At 65.1% G+C, this 20,369-nt stretch carries 18 protein-coding genes, 2 tRNA genes and 2 pseudogenes; 5 read left to right on the top strand and 17 right to left on the bottom strand.

What is annotated here, in order from left to right; all coding sequences use genetic code 11:
* Positions 1 to 32: 32 nt before the first annotated feature.
* The 4 genes from OVA30_RS22515 to OVA30_RS22500 all read right to left on the bottom strand — a co-directional run bounded on the left by OVA30_RS22515 (position 33) and on the right by OVA30_RS22500 (position 3,490).
* Positions 33 to 905 carry a class I SAM-dependent methyltransferase gene (locus tag OVA30_RS22515; protein WP_268176997.1) on the bottom strand — a complete coding sequence of 291 codons (873 nt, stop codon included), beginning with the start codon at positions 903 to 905 and terminating at the stop codon, positions 33 to 35.
* Positions 906 to 968: 63 nt separating this feature from the next.
* Entirely contained in the window at positions 969 to 1,622 is a 654-nt protein-coding gene (locus OVA30_RS22510) for a pyridoxamine 5'-phosphate oxidase family protein (protein WP_056202347.1), read from the bottom strand.
* Positions 1,623 to 1,789: 167 nt separating this feature from the next.
* Positions 1,790 to 2,809, bottom strand: a complete 1,020-nt coding sequence (gene ilvC, locus OVA30_RS22505) for a ketol-acid reductoisomerase (protein ID WP_003597269.1) — start codon at positions 2,807 to 2,809, stop codon at positions 1,790 to 1,792.
* 33 nt (positions 2,810 to 2,842) lie between these two features.
* Positions 2,843 to 3,490, bottom strand: a complete 648-nt coding sequence (locus OVA30_RS22500; RefSeq protein ID WP_268176995.1) for a TetR/AcrR family transcriptional regulator — start codon at positions 3,488 to 3,490, stop codon at positions 2,843 to 2,845.
* A 223-nt stretch (positions 3,491 to 3,713) separates the two neighbouring features.
* Between OVA30_RS22500 and OVA30_RS22495 the strand changes: the two genes are divergently transcribed.
* Positions 3,714 to 3,788 (top strand) — tRNA-Val (locus OVA30_RS22495).
* A 138-nt stretch (positions 3,789 to 3,926) separates the two neighbouring features.
* Positions 3,927 to 4,481 carry a tellurite resistance TerB family protein gene (locus OVA30_RS22490; RefSeq protein WP_268176994.1) on the top strand — a complete coding sequence of 185 codons (555 nt, stop codon included), beginning with the start codon at positions 3,927 to 3,929 and terminating at the stop codon, positions 4,479 to 4,481.
* A 94-nt stretch (positions 4,482 to 4,575) separates the two neighbouring features.
* Here OVA30_RS22490 and OVA30_RS22485 read toward each other — a convergent pair whose 3' ends face one another.
* The 9 genes from OVA30_RS22485 to OVA30_RS22440 form a co-directional block, all read right to left on the bottom strand.
* Positions 4,576 to 5,307, bottom strand: coding sequence for a hypothetical protein (locus OVA30_RS22485; RefSeq protein ID WP_268176992.1), 732 nt, complete (start codon positions 5,305 to 5,307; stop codon positions 4,576 to 4,578).
* Positions 5,308 to 5,381: 74 nt separating this feature from the next.
* Positions 5,382 to 6,914, bottom strand: a complete 1,533-nt coding sequence (locus tag OVA30_RS22480) for an acyl-CoA carboxylase subunit beta (protein ID WP_003597263.1) — start codon at positions 6,912 to 6,914, stop codon at positions 5,382 to 5,384.
* 284 nt (positions 6,915 to 7,198) lie between these two features.
* Positions 7,199 to 7,336, bottom strand: a complete 138-nt coding sequence (locus tag OVA30_RS22475; protein WP_196773959.1) for a hypothetical protein — start codon at positions 7,334 to 7,336, stop codon at positions 7,199 to 7,201.
* A gap of 171 nt (positions 7,337 to 7,507) precedes the next feature.
* On the bottom strand, positions 7,508 to 8,311 hold the full coding sequence (locus tag OVA30_RS22470; RefSeq protein ID WP_268176990.1) for an ATP12 family chaperone protein: 804 nt from the start codon (positions 8,309 to 8,311) through the stop codon (positions 7,508 to 7,510).
* Positions 8,312 to 8,371: 60 nt separating this feature from the next.
* Positions 8,372 to 9,073, bottom strand: coding sequence for an HAD-IA family hydrolase (locus OVA30_RS22465; RefSeq protein ID WP_012605466.1), 702 nt, complete (start codon positions 9,071 to 9,073; stop codon positions 8,372 to 8,374).
* Between the two features lie 644 nt (positions 9,074 to 9,717).
* A complete protein-coding gene (locus OVA30_RS22455; RefSeq protein WP_076641415.1) occupies positions 9,718 to 11,124 on the bottom strand; it encodes an RluA family pseudouridine synthase in 1,407 nt (468 codons plus the stop codon).
* Positions 11,125 to 11,350: 226 nt separating this feature from the next.
* Positions 11,351 to 12,598, bottom strand: a complete 1,248-nt coding sequence (locus OVA30_RS22450) for an Hsp70 family protein (RefSeq protein ID WP_268176987.1) — start codon at positions 12,596 to 12,598, stop codon at positions 11,351 to 11,353.
* 162 nt (positions 12,599 to 12,760) lie between these two features.
* Positions 12,761 to 14,254 (bottom strand): carboxypeptidase M32, encoded by a 1,494-nt coding sequence (locus OVA30_RS22445; protein ID WP_268176986.1) that lies wholly within the window; start codon positions 14,252 to 14,254, stop codon positions 12,761 to 12,763.
* A gap of 35 nt (positions 14,255 to 14,289) precedes the next feature.
* Positions 14,290 to 15,603 carry a replication-associated recombination protein A gene (locus OVA30_RS22440; protein WP_268177526.1) on the bottom strand — a complete coding sequence of 438 codons (1,314 nt, stop codon included), beginning with the start codon at positions 15,601 to 15,603 and terminating at the stop codon, positions 14,290 to 14,292.
* Positions 15,604 to 15,735: 132 nt separating this feature from the next.
* Here OVA30_RS22440 and OVA30_RS22435 point away from each other — a divergent pair.
* Both OVA30_RS22435 and OVA30_RS22430 read left to right on the top strand, forming a co-directional pair.
* A tRNA-Ser gene (locus OVA30_RS22435) sits at positions 15,736 to 15,824 on the top strand.
* A gap of 437 nt (positions 15,825 to 16,261) precedes the next feature.
* Entirely contained in the window at positions 16,262 to 16,792 is a 531-nt protein-coding gene (locus OVA30_RS22430; protein ID WP_253386862.1) for a hypothetical protein, read from the top strand.
* Positions 16,793 to 16,959: 167 nt separating this feature from the next.
* Here the strand turns inward: OVA30_RS22430 and OVA30_RS22425 are convergent.
* From OVA30_RS22425 to OVA30_RS22415, 3 genes and pseudogenes are all read right to left on the bottom strand, one after another.
* Positions 16,960 to 17,148: pseudogene (locus tag OVA30_RS22425) on the bottom strand (integrase core domain-containing protein); the annotation flags it as partial.
* Positions 17,145 to 17,270: pseudogene (locus OVA30_RS22420) on the bottom strand (IS3 family transposase); the annotation flags it as partial. The pseudogenes OVA30_RS22425 and OVA30_RS22420, both read right to left, overlap by 4 nt.
* A 104-nt stretch (positions 17,271 to 17,374) precedes the next feature.
* On the bottom strand, positions 17,375 to 17,710 hold the full coding sequence (locus OVA30_RS22415) for a hypothetical protein (protein WP_253386864.1): 336 nt from the start codon (positions 17,708 to 17,710) through the stop codon (positions 17,375 to 17,377).
* Between the two features lie 73 nt (positions 17,711 to 17,783).
* On the opposite strand from OVA30_RS22415, the gene OVA30_RS22410 reads away from it, so the two are divergent.
* Positions 17,784 to 17,957: a hypothetical protein gene (locus OVA30_RS22410; protein ID WP_017486745.1), complete on the top strand. Its 174-nt coding sequence runs from the start codon at positions 17,784 to 17,786 to the stop codon at positions 17,955 to 17,957.
* 8 nt (positions 17,958 to 17,965) lie between these two features.
* On the opposite strand, the gene OVA30_RS22405 is transcribed toward OVA30_RS22410, so the two are convergent.
* On the bottom strand, positions 17,966 to 20,128 hold the full coding sequence (locus OVA30_RS22405) for an AAA family ATPase (protein WP_268176985.1): 2,163 nt from the start codon (positions 20,126 to 20,128) through the stop codon (positions 17,966 to 17,968).
* Positions 20,129 to 20,369 lie beyond the last annotated feature (241 nt).

Below are 20,369 nucleotides of genomic sequence, written 5' to 3'. Positions count from 1 at the left end.
GATGCGCGGGCTTCTTTCGTTCCGGGACGCGTTCAGCGCACCCGGTCGATTGCCCGCTGCGGTGTGCCGATCGTGGTGTGGAACGGCCGTTCGCCGCCGCCCTTCTCGAAGGCGACGATGCTGTCGAAGACGTGGATCGCGCCGATGCTCCGGCCGATCTCCTGCGCGCCCCGGTCGTGATACCAAGCGTGCATGTCGTCGATGAACCCCTTCGTCATCTCCAGAAATGTGCCCCGGCGGCGATAGCCGCCCTCGTAGTCCCGCCAGTACGCGGTGTGCAGGTCTTCGGCGACGTAGAGACCGTCCGGTGCCAGGAGCGGAAACAGCGTCTCGAAGGTGACGCGTTGGTGGCTCGCGACGTGGCTGCCGTCGTCGAGGACGACATCGACGCCGCCCATCTCCTCGACCACGGACCGAAGGAAAGCGGGATCGGCCTGCGAGCCGATACGGACCTGCGCGGCGCGACCGTCGAACACCGCGCAGCGCGGATCGACATCGACGCCGTAGAGAATGGCGCTCGGTCCGAAGAAGCGACGCCAGAGGTCGAGGGAGCCGCCCTCGTAGACGCCGATCTCGAGGAAGCGCAGCGGTCGCCCGTCCGGCCTGCCGTCGCGAAAGGGCGCGAACAGCCGGCTGTAGATCGGCAGGAAGTGGTTCCACTTGTTGATCAGGTGGTCGCCGTCATAGCCGTAGAACAGCTTCGAGAAGGCGTCGTCGCCCCGCGTCTTCACCTCGGCCAGATCGCGATAGAAGTCGTTGGCCGGGCTGCTGCGAAATAATCCCACCGATTTGGCGACGGACTTGAGTGCCCGCTTGATCTGCGGATGATTGTGCAGCGTTCGTCTGAAAAACGTCATGCCGAGATGCGGCCCGTCGTGCTGTCCGAGGTCGCAGGCACGAAGCACGACCCGGCGCGGCTCGTAAAGCCGGCCGGATCGAACGAATGCGAGAGGCGACGCTGGCCGGGCTCAGGCCTCGCCGCGGGCGACGAGCGCCTCGTATTCCGGGACTTCGAGGCGGCCTTCCCTAGCGACGCGGGCCTTGTCTTCGTCGCTGATGACGTCGCCGGCAAGGTCGAGCCGCTTCCAGGCCGCGAGCGGCGTCTCACGGTCGGGGCGGGGGACGTACTTGTTCTGCTCGAGCTTCTTGTACTTGTGGATGTAGCGCGGGCAGTTGATCCAGATCTTCGTCACATCGACGCGCACGAGATACTTCGCCTCGGTGTACTCGGCCATCAGCGGATCGTCACGCAGCAGCGAGGCGTGACCCTGGACGCGGATGCGGTGCGGCGTCTCGAAGTCGATGAACAGGAGGCCGATCTTGGCCTGCCCCTCGATGTTGCCCATCGAGTAGAACATCCCGTTGCCGTCGAAGCCGGGGAAGACCAACGTCGAGCCGTCGACCACCTTCACGAAGCCGGTCGGGCCGCCCTTGTAGGAGACGGTCGGCATCCCGTCGGGATCGACGGTGGAGAGAAAGAACATGTCGCGCGAGGCGATGAAGGCGGCCTCGTCGGGTTGAATCGTCTCGTGAACCCAATCCTCGTCGAGGCGCACGGCGAGCTTGGTCGTGCCGAATTCCTCCTGGAGGGCGCGGTGCGCCTCCGAGTAGAGCGATGCCATTTGCGTCTCCTCCGGGGCCGATTGCTTCGGGCCTCCTGAGGGAGCGTTTACGGCAAAGGCGCAAGGGCGCAAACGGGGCCGCGAAAAAGGCCGGTTACGCTCGCGCGAACCGGCCTCAGGCACCACAGCGGAGGCCGAGCGAAGCCCGGCCTCCTCGTCCGAAAAGATCAGTTCTTGGTCTTATCGACCAGGGCCTTCTCGGAGATCCACGGCATCATGCCACGGAGCTTGGCGCCGACTTCCTCGATCGGGTGGGCGGCGAGCTTGGCGCGGGTGGCCTTGAACGAGGTCTGCCCGACCTTGTTCTCCAGCATCCAGTTGCGGGTGAAGATGCCCGACTGGATGTCGTTGAGGACGCGCTTCATCTCGGCCTTGGTCTCCGGCGTGACGATGCGCGGGCCGGTGACGTACTCGCCGTACTCGGCGGTGTTCGAGATCGAGTAGTTCATGTTGGCGATGCCGCCCTCGTAGATGAGGTCGACGATCAGCTTCACCTCGTGCAGGCACTCGAAATAGGCCATCTCGGGGGCGTAGCCCGCCTCGACCAGCGTTTCGAAGCCGGCCTTGATCAGCTCGACGAGGCCGCCGCAGAGCACGGCCTGCTCACCGAACAGGTCGGTCTCGCACTCTTCCTTGAAGGTGGTCTCGATGATGCCGGCGCGGCCGCCGCCATTGGCCGAGGCGTAGGAGAGGCCGAGGTCGTGGGCGTTGCCCGAGGCGTCCTGGGCGATGGCGATCAGGGTCGGCACGCCGCCGCCCTTGAGGTACTCGCCGCGCACCGTGTGGCCGGGGCCCTTCGGGGCGACCATGAGCACGTCGAGGTCCTTGCGGGGCTCGATCAGGTTGAAGTGCACGTTGAGGCCGTGGGCGAACAGGAGCGCGGCGCCCTGCTTCATGTTCGGCTCCAGCGACTCCTTGTAGATGTCGCCCTGCAGCTCGTCCGGGGTCAGCATCATCACCACGTCGCCCCACTTGGCGGCGTCGGCGACGTTCATCACCTTGAAGCCCTCGTGCTCGGCCTTCTTGGCGGTGGCGGAGCCCTCGCGCAGCGCGATGACGATGTCCTTCACGCCCGAATCGCGCAGGTTGAGCGCGTGGGCATGGCCCTGGGAGCCGTAGCCGACGATGACGACGTTCTTGCCCTTGATCAGGTTCAGGTCGGCATCGCGATCGTAATAGACGCGCATGGTGGTGTCCTCTCTCGTGTCAGTGGTTTCGGTTCAGGGTTTCGCCCGGCCGTAGAGGGCCAGGAACTGCTCGACGGCACGGGCCGCGTCGCTCCGGATCTCGGCGGCGTCGAGATCGAGCGCGTCGCCGAGAAGAAGTCGGATCTGAATATCGCGGCCGACCAGACCAAAGAAGGTCCGGAAGGCCGCCTCGCTGTCATCGAAGGCGAGCAGGCCGGCCGCGCGGCCCGCTTCGAGCACCGGCTTCACCCGCTCGCCGATGGCGAAGCGGCCATTGGCCAGCACGATGCCGCCGAGATTGCTCTTGCGGGACCCCGCATCGGCGATGGCGATACGGTTGAGCGCGACCGAGGTCGGGCTGGCAATGACCGCAAGCCAGCTCTCGGCGAAGTCGAGCAGGTTCTTGCGCAGGGCGACGGCATCCAGCCCGCTCACGTCGTAGCGGCCGGCATGGACCCGCGAGGCCTGCCAGCGGACCGTCGCGGTGAGCAGACCGTCACGGTCGCCGAACCAGCGGTAGAGCGTCTCCTTCGAGCAGCTCGCCCGGCGCGCCACCGCATCCATGGTGAGCGGATCACGGCCATCGACCATCAGCGCCAACGCGGCATCCAGCACCGCCTGCTGGCGCGGCGTGGGCGTCTCGGCCGAAAGCTCGTCGCTGATGAGGGGGCTCGGCTGCATGATCCGGTTGCTGGACAGTACCGTACCGTACGGTACGCTCGTCTAACCGACCCTGCCGCCTGGGACAAGCGGGGTGACCGAGATCGTCCGATCCCGTGCACCGTCACGTTTCTGTCGCCGCCTTGCTGAACCCGCTTGCCGAGCGCCCAGCCTCGGCGTATACGGCCCTCCGTCGCCACAGCGACGCCCGTGCCGCCCACCCGCGGCGGCACGACGGGTGTTTGGGTGCGTAGCTCAGCGGGAGAGCATTCGCTTCACACGCGAAGGGTCACAGGTTCGATCCCTGTCGCGCCCACCACCGCCCCTCCACGACAGTTCGGTCGTTCTCGGCACAAACAGCGTCCATGACGCCATCGGCAGGCATTTGACGCTTGCGCGCCTGCGTGGTGGGTTACGCGGCGATTCGCATCATTGGTGCGTTCGCGGAGACTGCCGGTTGCCGATCCTCGTCATTTTCACCGCCGTCATCGTCAGCGTTTTGATCTGGCTTCTGCGGGCCCACTACACGGTCAAGCAGCTCAAAGAGATCAATCAAGACACCAAGGGGCTTCAGCGCAAGGCGAAGTCGGCCTTCGAGAACTTCGTCGGGACGCCGTTGCAGCGGGTGAACGACGTGCGGCTCGCCGCCGTCATCCTGATGATCCAGATCGTGCGGACCGGCAGCCCGATCACCGCGTCCGAGAAGACCCGCATCTTCGAGCTCATGGAAAACCCGCTGGAGATCCAGACGATCTCCGCGACCTTCGAGCGGGCGTGGCGCTACACGCAGGAGCGCCGCCCGTTCTCGCTCGTGGCCGACCCGCTGCTGCCGCTGTTACGCGAAAAGCTGACGGGCGAGGAGCGGATGCAGCTCGTCGAGATGCTGACCAAGGTCGCCTCCGCCCATTCCGCACCGAGCGAGCTGCAGATCGAGGCGCTGGCGCGGCTGAAGCGTCGGCTGATCGCCGGCAAGCCGGAATTGGCGACAAGCCGGGCCGGCCACTTCGGCTAGAAAATCGATTTATTCAATAAGCGCCAAATACTAAAAATCATCGGTCACGGTGTGGAGACAATAATTTTCCGCGCACAACTCGAAACAAGGAAGGCTAATCACTTAAATTGCTCAACAGGGGCCAAACCCCTTGTGCTATTGTTGTCGCATTAGAAGAAAAAGATACAGCTTGATTTATTTTGTTGATCAGTCTCGCCAACAAGCTTTGTGCTTTTTTCTGCTCTTTTTCATTTAAGCTCAAATGCATTGATCCAAACAGACCAGTGACTCGCTCGAACTTATCCCAATAATCCTGTTCTCCAAATTTTTCGATATTTGCAATTATAAATCTCATTTTTATAAGGTCGTTCAAAATGATGCTGCGACAATGGTCTGGAAGAGTACTATCCTTGATAAAACTTTCAAGATCAGCGATCAGTTCCTCAGCGTCGCTCGGCTCTATACGTCTATGTACCCAAAAATCCTGGGCAGAAACTAAGTGGTCTAAAAAATTTAATGCTTGGATATGCACAGGCTGCATCAAATTATTGAGAAATTCATCCCATCTCGTTCCCATGTTTCCGAGTGAAAACGCAGATTCAAAATTCTTTATTGCGGCATGGAATGAGCTTTTATTCCCCTGCTTTAGGCGGGGAAGAAGCTCAACGTACGAGTGCATTCTTCCGCAAGATTCGAACACGGTCCTGATAATATCAAAACCGTTGCCGATCGAACTATTATAACCTTGCAGGGCCTGATAGGCAACAAGAGTATGTGTTGACGGTTTTTTCTCTCTTAGGTCTTCGATTAGATCAATTAATACGGCAGCATCCGTCTTCGTATCCATTTAATTACTCTCGGCCGCATTAAGATGGCGGACTGAGCCGCCATCAAGAGGTTTACATCGCGCGTACGAGATAGTTACAGCGGGATGTTGTCGTGCTTCTTCCAGGGCTGCTCCATCTCCTTGGTGCGCAGCATCCCGAGCGCCCGCGCGATCCGCTTGCGGGTGGAGTGGGGCATGATCACCTCGTCGATGTAGCCGCGCTCCGCGGCCACGAAGGGCGAGAGGAAGCGGTCTTCGTATTCCTTGGTCCGCTCGGCGATCTTGTCCGCATCGCCGATCTCGGCGCGGAAGATGATCTCGACCGCGCCCTTGGCGCCCATCACTGCGATCTGCGCCGTCGGCCACGCGTAGTTCAGGTCGGCGCCGACATGCTTCGAGGCCATGACGTCGTAGGCGCCGCCGAAGGCCTTGCGGGTGATGATGGTCACGAGCGGCACGGTGGCTTGGCTGTAGGCGAAGAGCAGCTTGGCGCCGTGCTTGATCAGGCCGCCATATTCCTGGGCGGTGCCCGGCAGGAAGCCCGGCACGTCCACGAAGGTGACGATCGGGATCGAGAAGGCGTTGCAGAAGCGCACGAAGCGGGCCGCCTTCCGGGAGGCGTCCGAATCGAGCACGCCGGCCAGCACCAGCGGCTGGTTGGCGACGAAACCGACGGTGCGGCCCTCGACGCGGCCGAAGCCGGTGATGATGTTGCGGGCGTAAGCCGCCTGGATCTCGAAGAAGTCGCCTTCGTCCACGACCCGGCGGATCAGCTCGCCCATGTCGTAGGGCTTGTTCGGGTTGTCCGGGATCAGCGTGTCGAGCGACTTGTCGAGGCGGTTGACGTCGTCGAAGCTCTCGATCTCCGGCACGCCCTCGATGTTGTTCGCGGGCAGGAAGTCGAGCAGGCGGCGGATCTGGAGAATCGCCTCGACGTCGTTCTCGAACGAACCGTCGGCGATCGAGGATTTCGAGGTGTGGACCTTGGCGCCGCCGAGTTCCTCGGCGGTCACGACCTCGTTGGTGACGGTCTTCACCACGTCGGGGCCGGTCACGAACATGTAGCTCGTGTCACGCACCATGAAGATGAAGTCGGTCATAGCCGGCGAGTAGACGTCGCCGCCCGCGCACGGCCCCATGATGACCGAGATCTGCGGGATTACGCCGGAGGCCGCGACGTTGCGGCGGAACACCTCGCCGTAACCGCCGAGCGCGGCCACGCCCTCCTGAATGCGGGCGCCGCCGGCATCGAAGATGCCGATGATCGGGGCGCGCATCTTCAGCGCCATGTCCTGAACCTTGACGATCTTGGCCGCGTGCGCCTCGGAGAGCGAGCCGCCGAACACCGTGAAGTCCTTCGAGAACAGGAAGACGGTGCGCCCGTTCACGGTGCCCCAGCCGGTGACGACGCCGTCGCCGGGGATCTTCTGCTTCTCCATACCGAAATCGGTGGAGCGGTGCTGCACGAACATGTCGAATTCCTCGAACGACCCGTGGTCGAGCAGGAGTTCGATGCGCTCGCGCGCCGTGAGCTTGCCGCGCTTGTGCTGCGCCTCAAGCCGCTTTTCCCCGCCGCCGAGACGGGCCTGTGCGCGACGCTCCTCAAGCTTCTCGAGAATGTCCTTCATGGTGCTGGCGAGACTCCCTGGGGATCGAAATCGTTTTTTGAATACAGATCAGAGCGTAAGAGCTTGACCTTGCATCGATCGATCGCCCTTAGCACGCGTTCCCGCCCTCGGAAACGGCCAGCGACGCGCCGCGAGCATCCTCCTTTTCTCCGAAAGCCGGTGGCCATCGTTCGGGACGACGCTCGACCGCGGCCAATCCGCGGGCCTCTCGGTTGAGGCGGCGGCCCCGGCTCGAAGGCCGGGGCCACGCGCTCTCAGAGACTCGATACGGACGAACCCGTGTTTCAGCCCTTCTTGATCAGCGGCGCCGGCTCGACCGGTGCGGGCGGGGGCTTGGTCGCGCAGGCGGCGGCGCTCAGGGTGAGCACGGCCGTGAGGGTAGCAAGGGCGATCCGCCGGGTGTTGAGTCGAAGGGTCGGCACGTTCGTCTCCAAAAGTTGGACGATGCCAAATTGGAATAGGAACAGGCCGGCCCGATAGTGCGCCGAAGTGACACTTCGACGCAATCTGATCAGGATATTATAATCGATCCAAGAATAGGCATCTTGCCTTACAAGTGGTTACGCTCGCATCATTCATATGCAGACGGTCGTTCAATTGGGTCGTTGCGCCACCATCGCCGCGGTCTCGAACTCCGTCCGGCGGTGGGCAAGGCGCGCCTCGGCCTCCGCGTCGCGCCCCCAGACGCTCGCCTGATAGGTCTCGTCCACATGTGCCGCCGCCCAGGCGTCGTCCGCGCTCAGGCGGCCGTGCAGCACGGCCAGCGCAATCACGAGGGAGCCGGTCAGCGTCGTGAGTGTGTGCAGGGCCGCGAGGCGGAAAGGGTCGTCCACCGCCTCGATCGCGGCGCGCAACGCGGCCACCGAACCCTCCGGCTGCTCGACATGCATGACGCCCTCGGCGAGGAACAGCCGTGCGCCGAGCGTCTCGGCGACCCAAGCCACGAGCGGGTCCCAGGCCTCGGACTGAACGGCAACGAGGCGTTCGGGCGCGCCGGCCCGGTAGGCAACGAGATCGGTGCCGGCAAAGGCGGCGAGATCCTCGGCGACCGCGGCGCGGCGCTCGACCACGCCATCGATCGTGGTGTTGACGAGGCGGGTCAGCGGCATGGTGCGCGGGTCGATTACGTCCGCTTGCGCCTCCCATTCCGCCGCGAGCGCTTCGCCCAGCACCCGGTCGGGCAGGACCAGCGGCCGGCGGCCCGGTGTGTTGGCGCCGCGCCCGTCGAGGACGAGGCGGAAGCCGCCCTCGGCCTCCGCGAGGCCGGCCTGCGCGTAGAAGCGTTTGGGCAGCGTCGGCCCCGTACCGGCGCGAGAGGCCTGAACGCGGTCCGGCTTTCCGTTCTCGCCGGGTTCGCCCAGCCAATCTCGGGTGACGTCGTCGCCTGAAGTGCTCATGGTCCGCAGATAGGATTTCTCATCGCTTCGCGCGAGTCTCGGTCGCGGCGGCGGATGCGCCTATTGCGTCGCGAGCCGTTCCGTCACCGGGCCGGGCTGCGAATCGTCCAGGGGGCCGGAGAATAGGTCGCTCAAGGTCGCCGCCGAATCGACGACCGTGACCGCACCCGCGCTGAACAGGGCGCCTGGGGTGTGATAGCCCCAGCCGACGCCGATGGCGGCCACGCTCGCGCTCCGGGCCATCATCATGTCGAAGGTCGTGTCGCCGATCATCACCGTCATCGACGGTTCGGCGCCGGTCTCGGCCATGGCCTGAAGCAGCATCGCCGGATCGGGCTTGGAGGGGGCGTCATCGGCGGTCTGGATCGTGGCGAACCAGCGCTCCCAGCCATACTTGTCCACGAGATGATTGACGCCCCGGCGTGACTTGCCGGTGGCGATGCCGAGCTGGATGTCGTCGCGGCGGTGCAGCCGCTCGACCAACTCGGCCATGCCCGGAAACAGCGGCTCCTCGTAGTCGGGATCGACCCGCAACGCCTGGAATGCCTTGCGATAGCTATGCGCGAGCGACTCGATCGGGCCGGCTTCGCCGACGAGGCGACGGAACGCTTCGGGCAGGGACAGCCCGACGACGGACAGCGCCTCCTTGCGCGGCGGAGCTACTAAGCCATGCTCGGAGAAGGCGCGGTGCTGCGCCTCCACGATCAGGTGCTGGCTGTCGATGAGGGTGCCATCGACATCGAAGACGATCAGCTTGAGCACGGCCGGAGCGCCCCGTCGGCTCACGGCCTGCGAGCGGGCGCCGGCTGCGAGGCCGGGCGTCGCTCGTAACCGAGGCGGCAGCGAACGAGGAAGCGGCGGCGGGCGCCACCGGAGAGCCTGCGGCGATGCGATTCGCGGTTACAGGCGGCGTAGGAGATGCGGCGTCGGCGCTCGGAGGCCCGCATGCCCGCACCCGGCGGTCGCGCCGCCGGTGCCGCCTGAGGCGGGGCAGGGGCCGCAACGTGGGGCGGGCCTTGGACCTGTCCTTGGGTTTGTCCTTGAGACTGCCCCTGCGATTGTCCTTGGGGCTGCCCCGGCGCCCCATCGCCGGGCGGCGCCGCGCCAGCCGGCGCAGCGGCCCAGAGCAGACCGGCCAGCGCGACGGACAACAGGGTGACGGGCCTCATGCGATCTTGAACCTCGTTGTACCGGCCCGTGGCAGGGAAAGGCTTTGGACAGTCCCGACGACCTCTGCCTCAGCCCGTCGATTCGAACTGTGGCAACGGGCTTCCGGGCCTGAACGCGGTTCCGATAGAAGCACCTCGCGGTGTTCTCGTCCACGCAGCGACTGACGAAGCAAGAGTTATGGCAACAGGCCCGTGTTCCAAGGCTCTCCTCGTTTTCGTGAAGAGCCTCGGATTCTGTCAGGCCTCCGGCGCTTCGACGATCGGGTCGTAGCGGGCGGCATCGAAGCCGAGCAGGTTCCAGCTCTGCGCCATGTGCGGCGGCAGCGGGGCGCTGACATCGACCGGCTGTCCGGTGCGCGGATGCGGGATCACGATGCGGCGGGCGAGCAGGTGCAGGCGATTCTGGATGCCGCCGGGCAGCTCCCAGTTCTCCACGTCGAAATATTTCGGGTCGCCGACGATCGGGTGGCCGATATGCGCAGCGTGGGCCCGCAACTGGTGCGTCCGCCCGGTGACGGGTTTCAGCGAGAGCCAGGCCAGCTTCTGCGCCGCCTGATCGACCGTGGCGTAGTAGGTGAGCGCGTGGCTGGCGCCGTCGTCGCCGTGTTTGGCGACGCGCATACGCGCATCGGCGTCGGTCGGCTCGTCCTTGACGAGATAGGTCGAGACCCGGCCCTGGCGGGTGCGGGGCACGCCGGCCACCAACGCCCAGTAGATCTTGCGCGCGGCGCGGGAGCGGAAGCTCTTGGCCAGCGTCGACGCGGCCAGACGCGTCTTCGCGACGATCAGGCAGCCCGCCGTGTCCTTGTCGAGGCGATGGACGAGGCGCGGGCGCTGTCCGTCCGGCCCGGTCAAAGCCTCCAACAGGCCGTCGACGTGGCGCACCGTGCCCGATCCGCCCTGCACCGCGAGGCCGAACGGCTTGTTGAGGATCATCATGTCCGCATCCTCGTAGAGGATCAGCGAACGCAGGAACTCGGCGTCCCCATCGATCTTGGCGGCGCTGCGCGGCCTCTCGGTCGGCTGGTCGAGCTTGAGCGGCGGCACCCGCACGCTCGAACCCGGCTCCAGGCGGTCGTTCGGCTTGGCGCGCTTGCCATCGACCCGCAGCTCGCCCTTGCGGACGATGCTCTGCACACGGGTGAAGGGAAGCTGCGGGAAGCGCGCGCCCAGAAAGCGGTCGATGCGCATCCCGGCCTCGTCGGGGTCGACGGTGAGCGTCTGCACGCCGCTCGCCAGTGTCGCCGAGGCCGCAGCCCGCTGTTCGCGGCGCGTCGGGCCGGCCGGAGCCTCCGCGGGCGGCGCTTTGGCCGGGTCAGGCTTGGCCAAGGAGGGCTTGGCAAAAGAGGGCTTGACGAAGGACGGCTTGGCAGCGCGAGGCTTGTCAGAAGGCGATTTGGCGCGAGCGCGCGGCGCGTCCGGCTTCGGTGCGGCAGCTTCGGGCACGCGATTCGGGCGCGGTGCGCTCTCAGTCGCCGCGCCGTCATCCCAGGGCGAGCGCTCGGCAGCGTCCTCGCCGCGGTTGCGGGCGGCGCGCTGCGCGGCGTCTTTGGCGGAGGTGCGCGGCCCCGTGCCGGCACGCGGCGCGAACCCGCTGGGTCCGCGTTTTGCGCCGGACCCGCGATGTGGTGGACGTCCCTTCATGTGCCGCTGCTATCACCCTGAGATGACGGCGCAAAGCGCTGCGGCTGGTTGCGCGGCAGAATCCTTGCCTACGATCCCTCGGATCTCAGAGGCGGCGAGCTCGGCAGCTGGTGTAACTTCCGCTCGTCCGTGAACGGCCGGGATCGATCCGACCGTCTGCAGATCCTGCGAAAACTTCTCTCGAAGGTAGGTGCAGAAGGAGGGCGCGCGGCGCCGAACTGGCGCCTCAGGCCGCCAACCGGGCCGCCTCCAGGGTGAGGCCGAGCCCGACCGAACCGAACGTGTCGCCATCGACGACCCGCGCGCCCGGCACGCAGGCGGTCAGCGCCGCGCGCACATGCGGCAGACCGGTCGAACCGCCGGTGAGGAACAGCGCGTCGATCCGATCGGCCGTCAGCCCGGCCTGATCGAGGCAGCGGTCGATCCGCTGCGCCATGCGCCGCGCGAGGTCATCGGTATGCCCGGCCAGCCGTGCCCGATCGACATCCGCCGCAAGGCCCGATTCGACCCATTCGAGATCGACCGTACCGGCCCCCGCATCGGAGGCGGCGATCTTGGCGCCCTCCACCGCCATGGCGAGGGAATGCCCGCGCTCCGCTTCGACGACGGTGCGCAGACGGGTCACGAGTTCCGGCCGGGCGGCGTCGCGCACCACCTCGTCGATCTCGCGAAGAGTTTTGGGATTGTAGAGCCGGTTGATGCTCGACCATGTGGCGAGGTCGTGAAAATAGGCGTTCGGCACGGCGAGGTCCGCACGCTTCATCGGGCTCCCGAGCCCGAGGAGCGGCATCACCGCGCCGAGGCTCAGGTTCCGGTCGAAATCGGTGCCGCCGATGCGAATGCCGTCATTGGCCAGAATGTCCTCGGCCCGCTCGTCGCGCCGATGCCGCTCGGGCGAGAGCCGGACGATGGAGAAGTCGGAGGTGCCGCCGCCGATATCGGCGATCAGCGCGATCTCCTCCGACGTCACGGTTCGCTCGTAATCGAGTGCGGCCGCGATCGGCTCGTACTGGAAGCGGACGTGGCGGAAACCGATGCTCTCGGCGATCTGGCGCAGCGTGTCTTCCGCCTTGCGGTCGGCGGCCGGGTCGTTGTCGACGAAATGGACCGGGCGCCCATGCACCACGGTGTCGAGTTCGACGCCGGCTTCCGCCTCGCCGCGCGCCTTTACCAGGGTGAGATAGCGAGCGATGACGTCGCGGAAGCGGATGCGCTCGCGCCCGACCGGCGTGGTCTCCTCGATCAAGGGTGAGCCGAGCACGGATTTGAGCGCCCGCATCAGCCGGCCGGGCGTGCCCTCGACATAGGCCTCGATCGCCCCTCGCCCGATCTGCGCCTCCTGGCCGGGCGCGAAGAAGATCGCGCTCGGCAGGGTGCGGTGCGTCCCCTCCAGCGGCACCAGGGTTGGGCGGGCGCCCACGCCGATTCCGAGGGTGGTGTTGGACGTGCCGAAATCGAGGCCGCAGGCCGCCATATGACCGGATCGCTTGGATTCTGAGGGGAGGGCGGCTCCGTTACGGCCCCCGGCCGCAGAGTGCAATCCCCGGACCGGCCTCGTTCAGGGCGAACACCTGACGGGATCGCCCTTTTCACCCAGGCCTCGAGCGCGAGTCCTGCGACCTCGTTCGATCTGCCCCTACACCGTCCCAAGATAACGGCTGCGCAGATGCGCCAGGAAATCATCCGCCCCGAGCGGCTTTCCGGTCGCGGCGGTCAGCAGCTCATCGGTTTCCATCAGGCTCGCGCGGGCATGGACGTTCTCCCGCAGCCAGCCGCGCAACTGCGAAAAATCGCCCTCGGCGAGGGCCGGACGGATGCCAGGATGGGCGGCGCAGGCGGCCTTGAAGAGCTGCGCGGCGGCCAGGGCTCCGAGGGTGTAGGTCGGAAAATAGCCGAAGCTGCCCCCCGGCCAGTGGATATCCTGAAGGCAGCCGTGCCGGTCATCGGGCACGGTGAGCCCCAGCAATTCCTTCATGCCGTCGTTGAAGGCGCCCGGCAGGTCGGCCACCGTGAGGTCACCCGCGATCATCGCCGTCTCCAGGCGGTATCGCAGCAGGATGTGAGCGGGGTAGGTCACCTCGTCGGCATCCACCCGAATGAAGCCCGGCTCGACGCGGGTGTAGAGGCGGTGCAGGTTCTTCGCCTCCCAGGCCGGCCCTTCGCCGCCGAACGCCGCGCGCAGGGTCGGCGCAAGGTAGGCGCAGAACTCGGCCGAGCGGCAGGCCTGCATCTCGACGAGCAGCGATTGGCTCTCGTGCAGGCTCATGCCGCGGGCCTGCCCCACCGGCTGGTGGCGCCATGCGGCCGGGCGGCCCTGCTCGTAGAGCGCGTGGCCGGTCTCGTGCAGCACGCCCATCAGCGCCCCGGTGGCGCTCGCCTCGTCGTAGCGGGTGGTGATGCGCACGTCGTCGGTCGCACCGCCGCAGAACGGGTGCAGGCTGACATCGAGTCGTCCGCGCGCGAAATCGAACCCCACGGCCCGCATTAGCTGCAGGCCGATCTCCCGCTGGGTCGCGACCGGAAACGGACCCGGCAGCGGCAGGGGAGGAGCGTCAGCCGCCTGCCGCTCGCGCGCCGCGACGACGAGATCCGGCAGGACGGCGCGCAACGCCGCGAAGATCGGATCGATGCGCGCCCGCCGCATGCCGGGGTCGTATCCGTCCAGCAGCGCGTCGTAGGGCGCAAGGCCGAGCGCCGCCCCCTTGGCCTCGCCGACGCGGCGTTGCAGCCGCAGCACCTCTTCGAGATGGGGACGCAGCCGCGCGAAATCCGAATCGCGCCGTGCCTCGCGCCAGACCATCTCGCAGCGCGTTGCCGCTTTCGAGGCCGCCTCGACGAGATCGCCTGGTACCGCCGCCGCGTGGGCATAGGCCCGGCGCATCTCGCGCAGGTTGGCCCGCTCCCATTCGCCGAGTTGGGCCTCCGCCTCCGCCGCGTCGAACCGCTCAGCGTTGCGCGGGTCGGTGAGGATCTCGTGGGCGAGCACGCTCAGCACGGCCAGTTGCTCCCCGCGGGTATCGGAGGCGCCGTCCGGCATCTGGGTCTGCGTGTCCCAGCCGAGGATGCCGCTCGCATCCTCCAGCGCGCCGAGCCGGGCGAAGGTGGCGCTGAGCGTCGCGTAAGCCTGCATGATCGGTCGAGATCCCTCGGTGTCGTCACTGACGGTCAATCGTCGCCGCGGCGCTCCTGCCGCAGCCGTTCCCAGTAGGCCAGCCGCTCCCGGTAGCGGGTTTCCATGCCCCGGTCGGTCGGCTCGTAGAAATGCTGGCGCCCGAGCGCTTCCGGCCAATAATCCTGGCCCGAGAAGGCATCGGGCTCGTCGTGGTCGTAGCGGTAACCTTCGCCGTAGCCGATCCGCCGCATCAGCCCCGTGGGGGCGTTGAGGATGGTCCGCGGCGGCGCGAGCGAGCCGGCGGCCTTCGCCACCCGCGTGGCCGCCTTGTAGGCGTTGTAGACCGCGTTCGATTTCGGCGCGCAGGCGAGATAGACAGTGACCTGTGCCAGCGCGAGTTCGCCCTCGGGCGAACCGAGGAAGTCGAAGGCGTCCTTGGCCGCGTTCGCGACAACGAGAGCCTGCGGGTCGGCCAGTCCGATATCCTCCACCGCCATCCGCACGAGGCGCCGGGCGATGAACAATCGATCCTCGCCCGCATCCAGCATGCGGCAGAGATAGTACAGGGCCGCGTCGGGATCCGAGCCGCGCACCGTCTTATGCAGTGCGGAGATGAGGTTGTAGTGCCCCTCCTGCGCCTTGTCGTAGATCGGCGCCCGGCGCTGCACGAGGCTCTGAAGCGTCTCCGCGTCGAGGATTTCGCCCGGTCGAGCCGAGCGCCACACCTCTTCCGCCAGCGTCAGCGCCGCGCGTCCGTCGCCGTCCGCCATACGGATCAGCGCCGCGCGCGCCTCCTCATCGAGGGGCAGCGGCTGGCCGTCCATCTCTTCGGCCCGGGCCAGAAGTCGAGCGAGGGCGGGGGCGTCCAACGCACGGAATAGCAGCACCCGAGCGCGCGACAGCAGGGCGGCATTCAGTTCGAACGACGGATTCTCCGTTGTCGCGCCGACGAGCGTGACGGTCCCGTCCTCCATCACCGGCAGGAAGGCATCAAGCTGGGCGCGGTTGAAGCGATGGATCTCATCGACGAACAGGAGCGTGCCCTGGCCCGTCGCGCGCCGCTTGCGTGCCGCCTCGAACACCTTTCGCAGATCGGCGATGCCGGAGAAGATCGCCGAGATCTGCTCGAAATGCAGGGCGGTCTCGTGCGCGAGCAGCCGCGCCACGGTGGTCTTGCCGGTGCCGGGCGGCCCCCAGAACACGAGCGAGCCGAGGCTGCGCGAGGCGAGCAGACGCGTCAGCGCCCCGTCGGGCCCAATGAGATGCTCCTGCCCCACGACCTCCGCGAGGCGACGCGGGCGCAGACGATCCGCGAGCGGCCGGGGCGCACCCGTCTCAAGACCAGCGGAAACGAACAGGTCGGACATTGGTGGCATGAACACCGCAGGCCCATCCCTCCGCAAGGGCCCGGACGGCGAAGTCCCCCATTCGCTGCAAAGCCGGCTTGTGGGCCGGCCCGCCCCGTGCTAGGGCGCTCCGCGTCGATACGACACCTCTGCGGAGAGGTGGCAGAGCGGTTGAATGCACCGCACTCGAAATGCGGCATGGGTGCAAGCCCATCGGGGGTTCGAATCCCCCCTCTCCGCCAAGTCTCCGTGACGCACGCCATAGATTGTCGTTTTTGGGTGCGTTTTTGACTTCGATCTCAGCATAATTTGTCACAGCCACACAAGCGCTGTTGATAAATAAGGGCTTTTTGCCCCGGCGTTTCGCTTCGTTCCGGTTAAGTCGAGTTCGACCCTGAACTCGTCGCGTTCCTCGAACAACCAAGCTGCACCAGTGCTGAGGCATGAAGTTCGAGGATTCCCCTCGCATCCGTCGCATGCCTCTGCGCCGAGAAAGTCCGCGCCAACAGATGGCGCACACGTGAGGCCGTAGCCTGTTGCGGAGTGACCCAACCTAACGTAGCAGTTGTGGCTAGAGGGCAGATCGAGCCAGCGAAGCAAGAAAATGGCAGTCGGAGGCGGGTGTCTCACGCTACTCAAGCGGCGTCTGGACGGGCGACCCTACGAGCGTGATCCGGAGGTGGAATCCCGGATCGGATCACTCACCAAACTCGGTGATCCCGATCTCATTCGGACCTGCAACCTGCCTAGCAGCAATCCCGCCTATGTTCGCTCTGAATGCGTTCTTTATCTCTTACGGCGCGCATATGGCGCGAGGGCGCTGACACTCAGTGAGCAGCTCCATAAAATCCTGGTCAGGCGGCTGCTGAAGCAAATGCCGCGAGCGGAGGCGGTGGACGGCAAAACCGCTTTAGCCCACAGCCTACGCGTGAGAAATTGCGTCCTCGATCGTTTCACAGATCTGCTGGCATCCGACGGGCAGGCCTACGAGGAACGCCTTGATTTTTATGAGGTACGCTTCGCGTCTGCCATCGCGCGGCTCCGTGATAGCGCGGAACGCGTTGTGACGCGTGAGGAGCGCAAGGCCAAGCCCCTGTTCCATTGGGAAGGACAGATAACGCCTATTTCTAATGACTTAGTAGACAATGTCGCGTGTATGTCGCACGCTCTCAGGGTTGTTGCGCGGGCGGGAGCGGGGCCGGCGCCGTGAGAAGGTTGTGCGACATGCGATCCACTAGCTCGCGGTGCTGCCCGACGCTCGCAACCGAATGGGTGTAATACTGCAACGTTGTGTCCAGGTGAGCATGTCCCATCAGCCCAGGCACCTCGTTCAGTCCGATGACCTGACCGGTATTTTGGACCGAGCCGAGTGAGAGGCTACTGCCTGGCCGCTGCCAAGGGTAGGCGGAAGGCCAGATCGGGAAAGCTGACAGGCGCGGGCGGCCGGTAGCCCAAGGACGAGTGCGGCCGGAGGCGGTTGTAGGTGTTCTGCCAAAGGGCGATCACAGTCTGGGCTTCCTTGAGCGAGTAGAAGATCTCCTGCCTCAGGCACTCGTCGCGCAGCTCTGCTCGGAGATCTCTGCCTCCTTGCACGCCAGCGCCAAGCTCTTGCCCTGGGCGGTCTGCACCTCGATCTGGCGCAGCTTCAGCACCACCCGCTCTGCGCTCGTCTTCTGACCTCGTCGCATATCCGACTCCTTCGGTCCTAGCTGATCCTCTCAATCAGCCCGGTCCAAAGCCAGCCGGTCAGGTCAGGTTGTGCTAGGGGCAATACCGTATGACACATTCTGCTCTATTTAGCAGATCCGACGAGCTGTTTTCGGCTTTTACTCAGCCATTTCTCGATTGTTGACATAACCTCCTCACGGCGACTGTCTCCAGCCGCAGTGAGGAGTCGATTTAATTCGGCTTCAAGAGTCCGTTCAATCGAAGCCCTATCACTATCAGACAAAAATCCGAATGGCAGCTCATGAGCAGCCATCAGATCGAGAAGATAGGCCACCTCCGACGGAGGGCCTTTGCTTGCCCAATAGTGGACAGTGCGTAGGGCCACGCCAATTTCGCTGGCAAACTCCACCTGGGTTTTGCCTAGAGCACGAAGGACTGCTTTGAACCCGGCTCCGTCCATCGACCTTCTCGATCAGGGACAACGAAGGAATGGATGGCTGTATGTCGACAGTGTACCGACTCTCTTACACGAAGTGATCGCGATCTTCGAACGCCTGCTTGTGCCGTTCGAACGCGGTACGCTGTCGGACGATTTCGGCCAATCCTTCGATGAGCGCCTCACGTTCTCCGTCAAGGACGTCGCACAGTGCATCAATTGCGTCGGAGAGCGGCTGGAGGTCACCCACATCTGGGGCGACTGGATGTAGCGCAAACATCATCGTACCTCCTCGACGCTCGCGACAGCCTTGGCGCTCACCTGCGTTGCAGTTGATGTCAGCATGCGGTCGATGTCTTCATGGGAGAGATAGCCGGCTTCCTCGAGCTCGCGAGCGATTGCCTGCAATGAGGCCCTCTGCTCCGTCAGGATGTTCCGTGCCCGATCGCTCGCGCGCCGCAGGCGTTCGGCTATGGCTGGCAGCAGGCCCCCGATCAGGACCATGTCGGTGGAGGCGGCCTCCACGACGACATTGCCCAGGTGTCCGAGGCCGTAGGTTAGCTCGATGTCGCGCGCGATCGCAGTCGCCATCGCGAGATCGGAACCGACACCGAAGCCCGCACCGATTGATCCGGCACCAAGTTCCACCTCCTCGGCGATCCGGCCCGCCAGAAGAGACGCAATTGCCGCCTCCAGTTCGTAGAGAGTCGCCGCTCCGCCGGCAGCGAATTCCAAACAGGCCTGCCCGCCATTATCGTGCAGGGAGAGGTCCACGAGCGTGCCAAAGCCGAGAGCATGACTCACGACTGCATGCCCAGCTTCATGAATGGCGACACGGTGCCTGATCGTAGGCGGAAGCGGGTGACGGCCCTGGCGGATTTCAGCCAGCACCTCCTCCAAGGTCACCGCCCTGCCATTACGGCGCGCCGTTCCTTTGGCTCGCCGAACGAAGGCTTCCACGTCCGCGCCGGTCATGCCGCGTGCGGCTAGTGCCAGGGGCAGCATCGGCGCATCTGGGAGGATCTCGCGCCCGAGATGGTGGCGGAAGATCTGCGCCAGAGCTGCAGTATCAGGTTTTACGATTGCGATTTCTCTGTCCAAGCGCCCTGCCCGCTTTACCGCAGGATCGATCTTCTCCGGATAGTTCGTTGCCGCAATCACCACGACGCCCGGTCGCTCATCCACCCCGGCGAGAAGCTCAAGGAAGAGGTTCACGATCTGAGTCCAATACTGCACGTACTCACCACGGATCTGCCCGCGGTCGGAGATGCCGTCGAGCTCGTCGATGAACAGGATGCAGGGCGCTTGGGCCTTGGCCTGTGCGAAGACCTTCCGGATCGCCTGCAGCGTGCCGGACAGGTAGTCGGCGGCGTTCCACTCGGCGACCGAGGTTGCCACCAATGGTACGCGCGCAGATTTAGCCAATGCGCGGGCAAAACTTGTCTTGCCGACCCCAGGTGGACCTGAAAGCAGCAGACCTCGATGGTCGAACTCGGCCCAGCTTAACCGGCCAATGCGATAGGCCTGCAGGTCGGCTGCAGCGGCCAAGCCCCATCTTTTAGCCTCACCGTAGCCATCGAGCTCTTCTAAAGCGGGGCCGACACCTAAGTACTCGGCCTTGGCAGAGACGATCCGCTCCAGCGCCTCGATGCAGGCATCGGGCGTGCCGGTCCTGCGGAAGGCGACGGGCAGATCGGCAATGTCGATCATGCGCAGCAGATTGGTATCGATCCGCCTGGTGGGGAGGCCACCCACGACAGCCTCAACCACAAGAGCTAGACCGGTCTGATCCAGACTCGCTAAAGCGATCTGATGCTCGGCGGACCGCATCAGGTCACGCGGCAATTGCCGTTTCGGATCGGGCGCAATGCCCACGATCGGGATCCGGACATGCAACGCCGTGCCAATCACCTCGTTACCTCTCTCCGGCCGCGCCTCCCGGCCGACGCCGTCGCAGACGAATAGGGCGGCATTCCTGCGGCTCAGTTCACGTGCTCTCCCAATGGCGAGATCCACAACTTTAGTATCAGGACCAAAAAGGCACTTTTCTGCGACGATCCGCACAGGCTCGACAAGATCGGTTACGTGGGTAGCTAGCGCGACGACGGGCGCCTCACGGCGCAGCCGACGAACGAGCCCAGGCTCCATCTCGATGGCGCGGGCGAGCATGACGGCCACGGCGGCGAGATCCGCAGGCACAGGTAGGTGGGCGCTCTCGGGTCGATTCGCCTCCTCCTGCGCCACGATGCGTTCGACGGCATCTTCGTCGTCGAGTATCGGCTCGACCTCGAAACCGTATGAGCTTGACCGATGGCTGGCCTTGAGTCGCTTGCGCTCGTCCTGAGCGAGGTGCTGCAGAAAGGCGCGTGCGAGTTGGTCGGAGGATGCGGACTCGGGCGAATGCGCGACTAAGGTCTTGGATGCAGGTGACAGAGCAAGCATGCGCGATCTCCCACGGCCTGGCATAGAGGCCGGCCGTCAGCTTAGGGGCTGGAATGGGCGTAGCGACGCGGCTGGTTCGACGAGGTCGAAGCGCTCGGCAAGCGTCGGCTTCCGGGGATCGCCTGCTTCATAGGCGGTATGCATTTTTTAGAACATATAGAGAACAAATACGAGGACTAAGTGAGCTTCTCCACAGGCTGAGGACAACATGCCCTGGACTGCAATGCGCCATGAGCGGACA

Origin of the sequence: Methylorubrum sp. SL192 (assembly GCF_026672325.1) — a bacterium.
Classification (GTDB): Bacteria; Pseudomonadota; Alphaproteobacteria; order Rhizobiales; family Beijerinckiaceae; genus Methylobacterium; species Methylobacterium extorquens.
The sequence above is the reverse complement of the archived record's forward strand: the minus strand, read 5'-3'. Positions and strand labels throughout refer to the sequence as shown.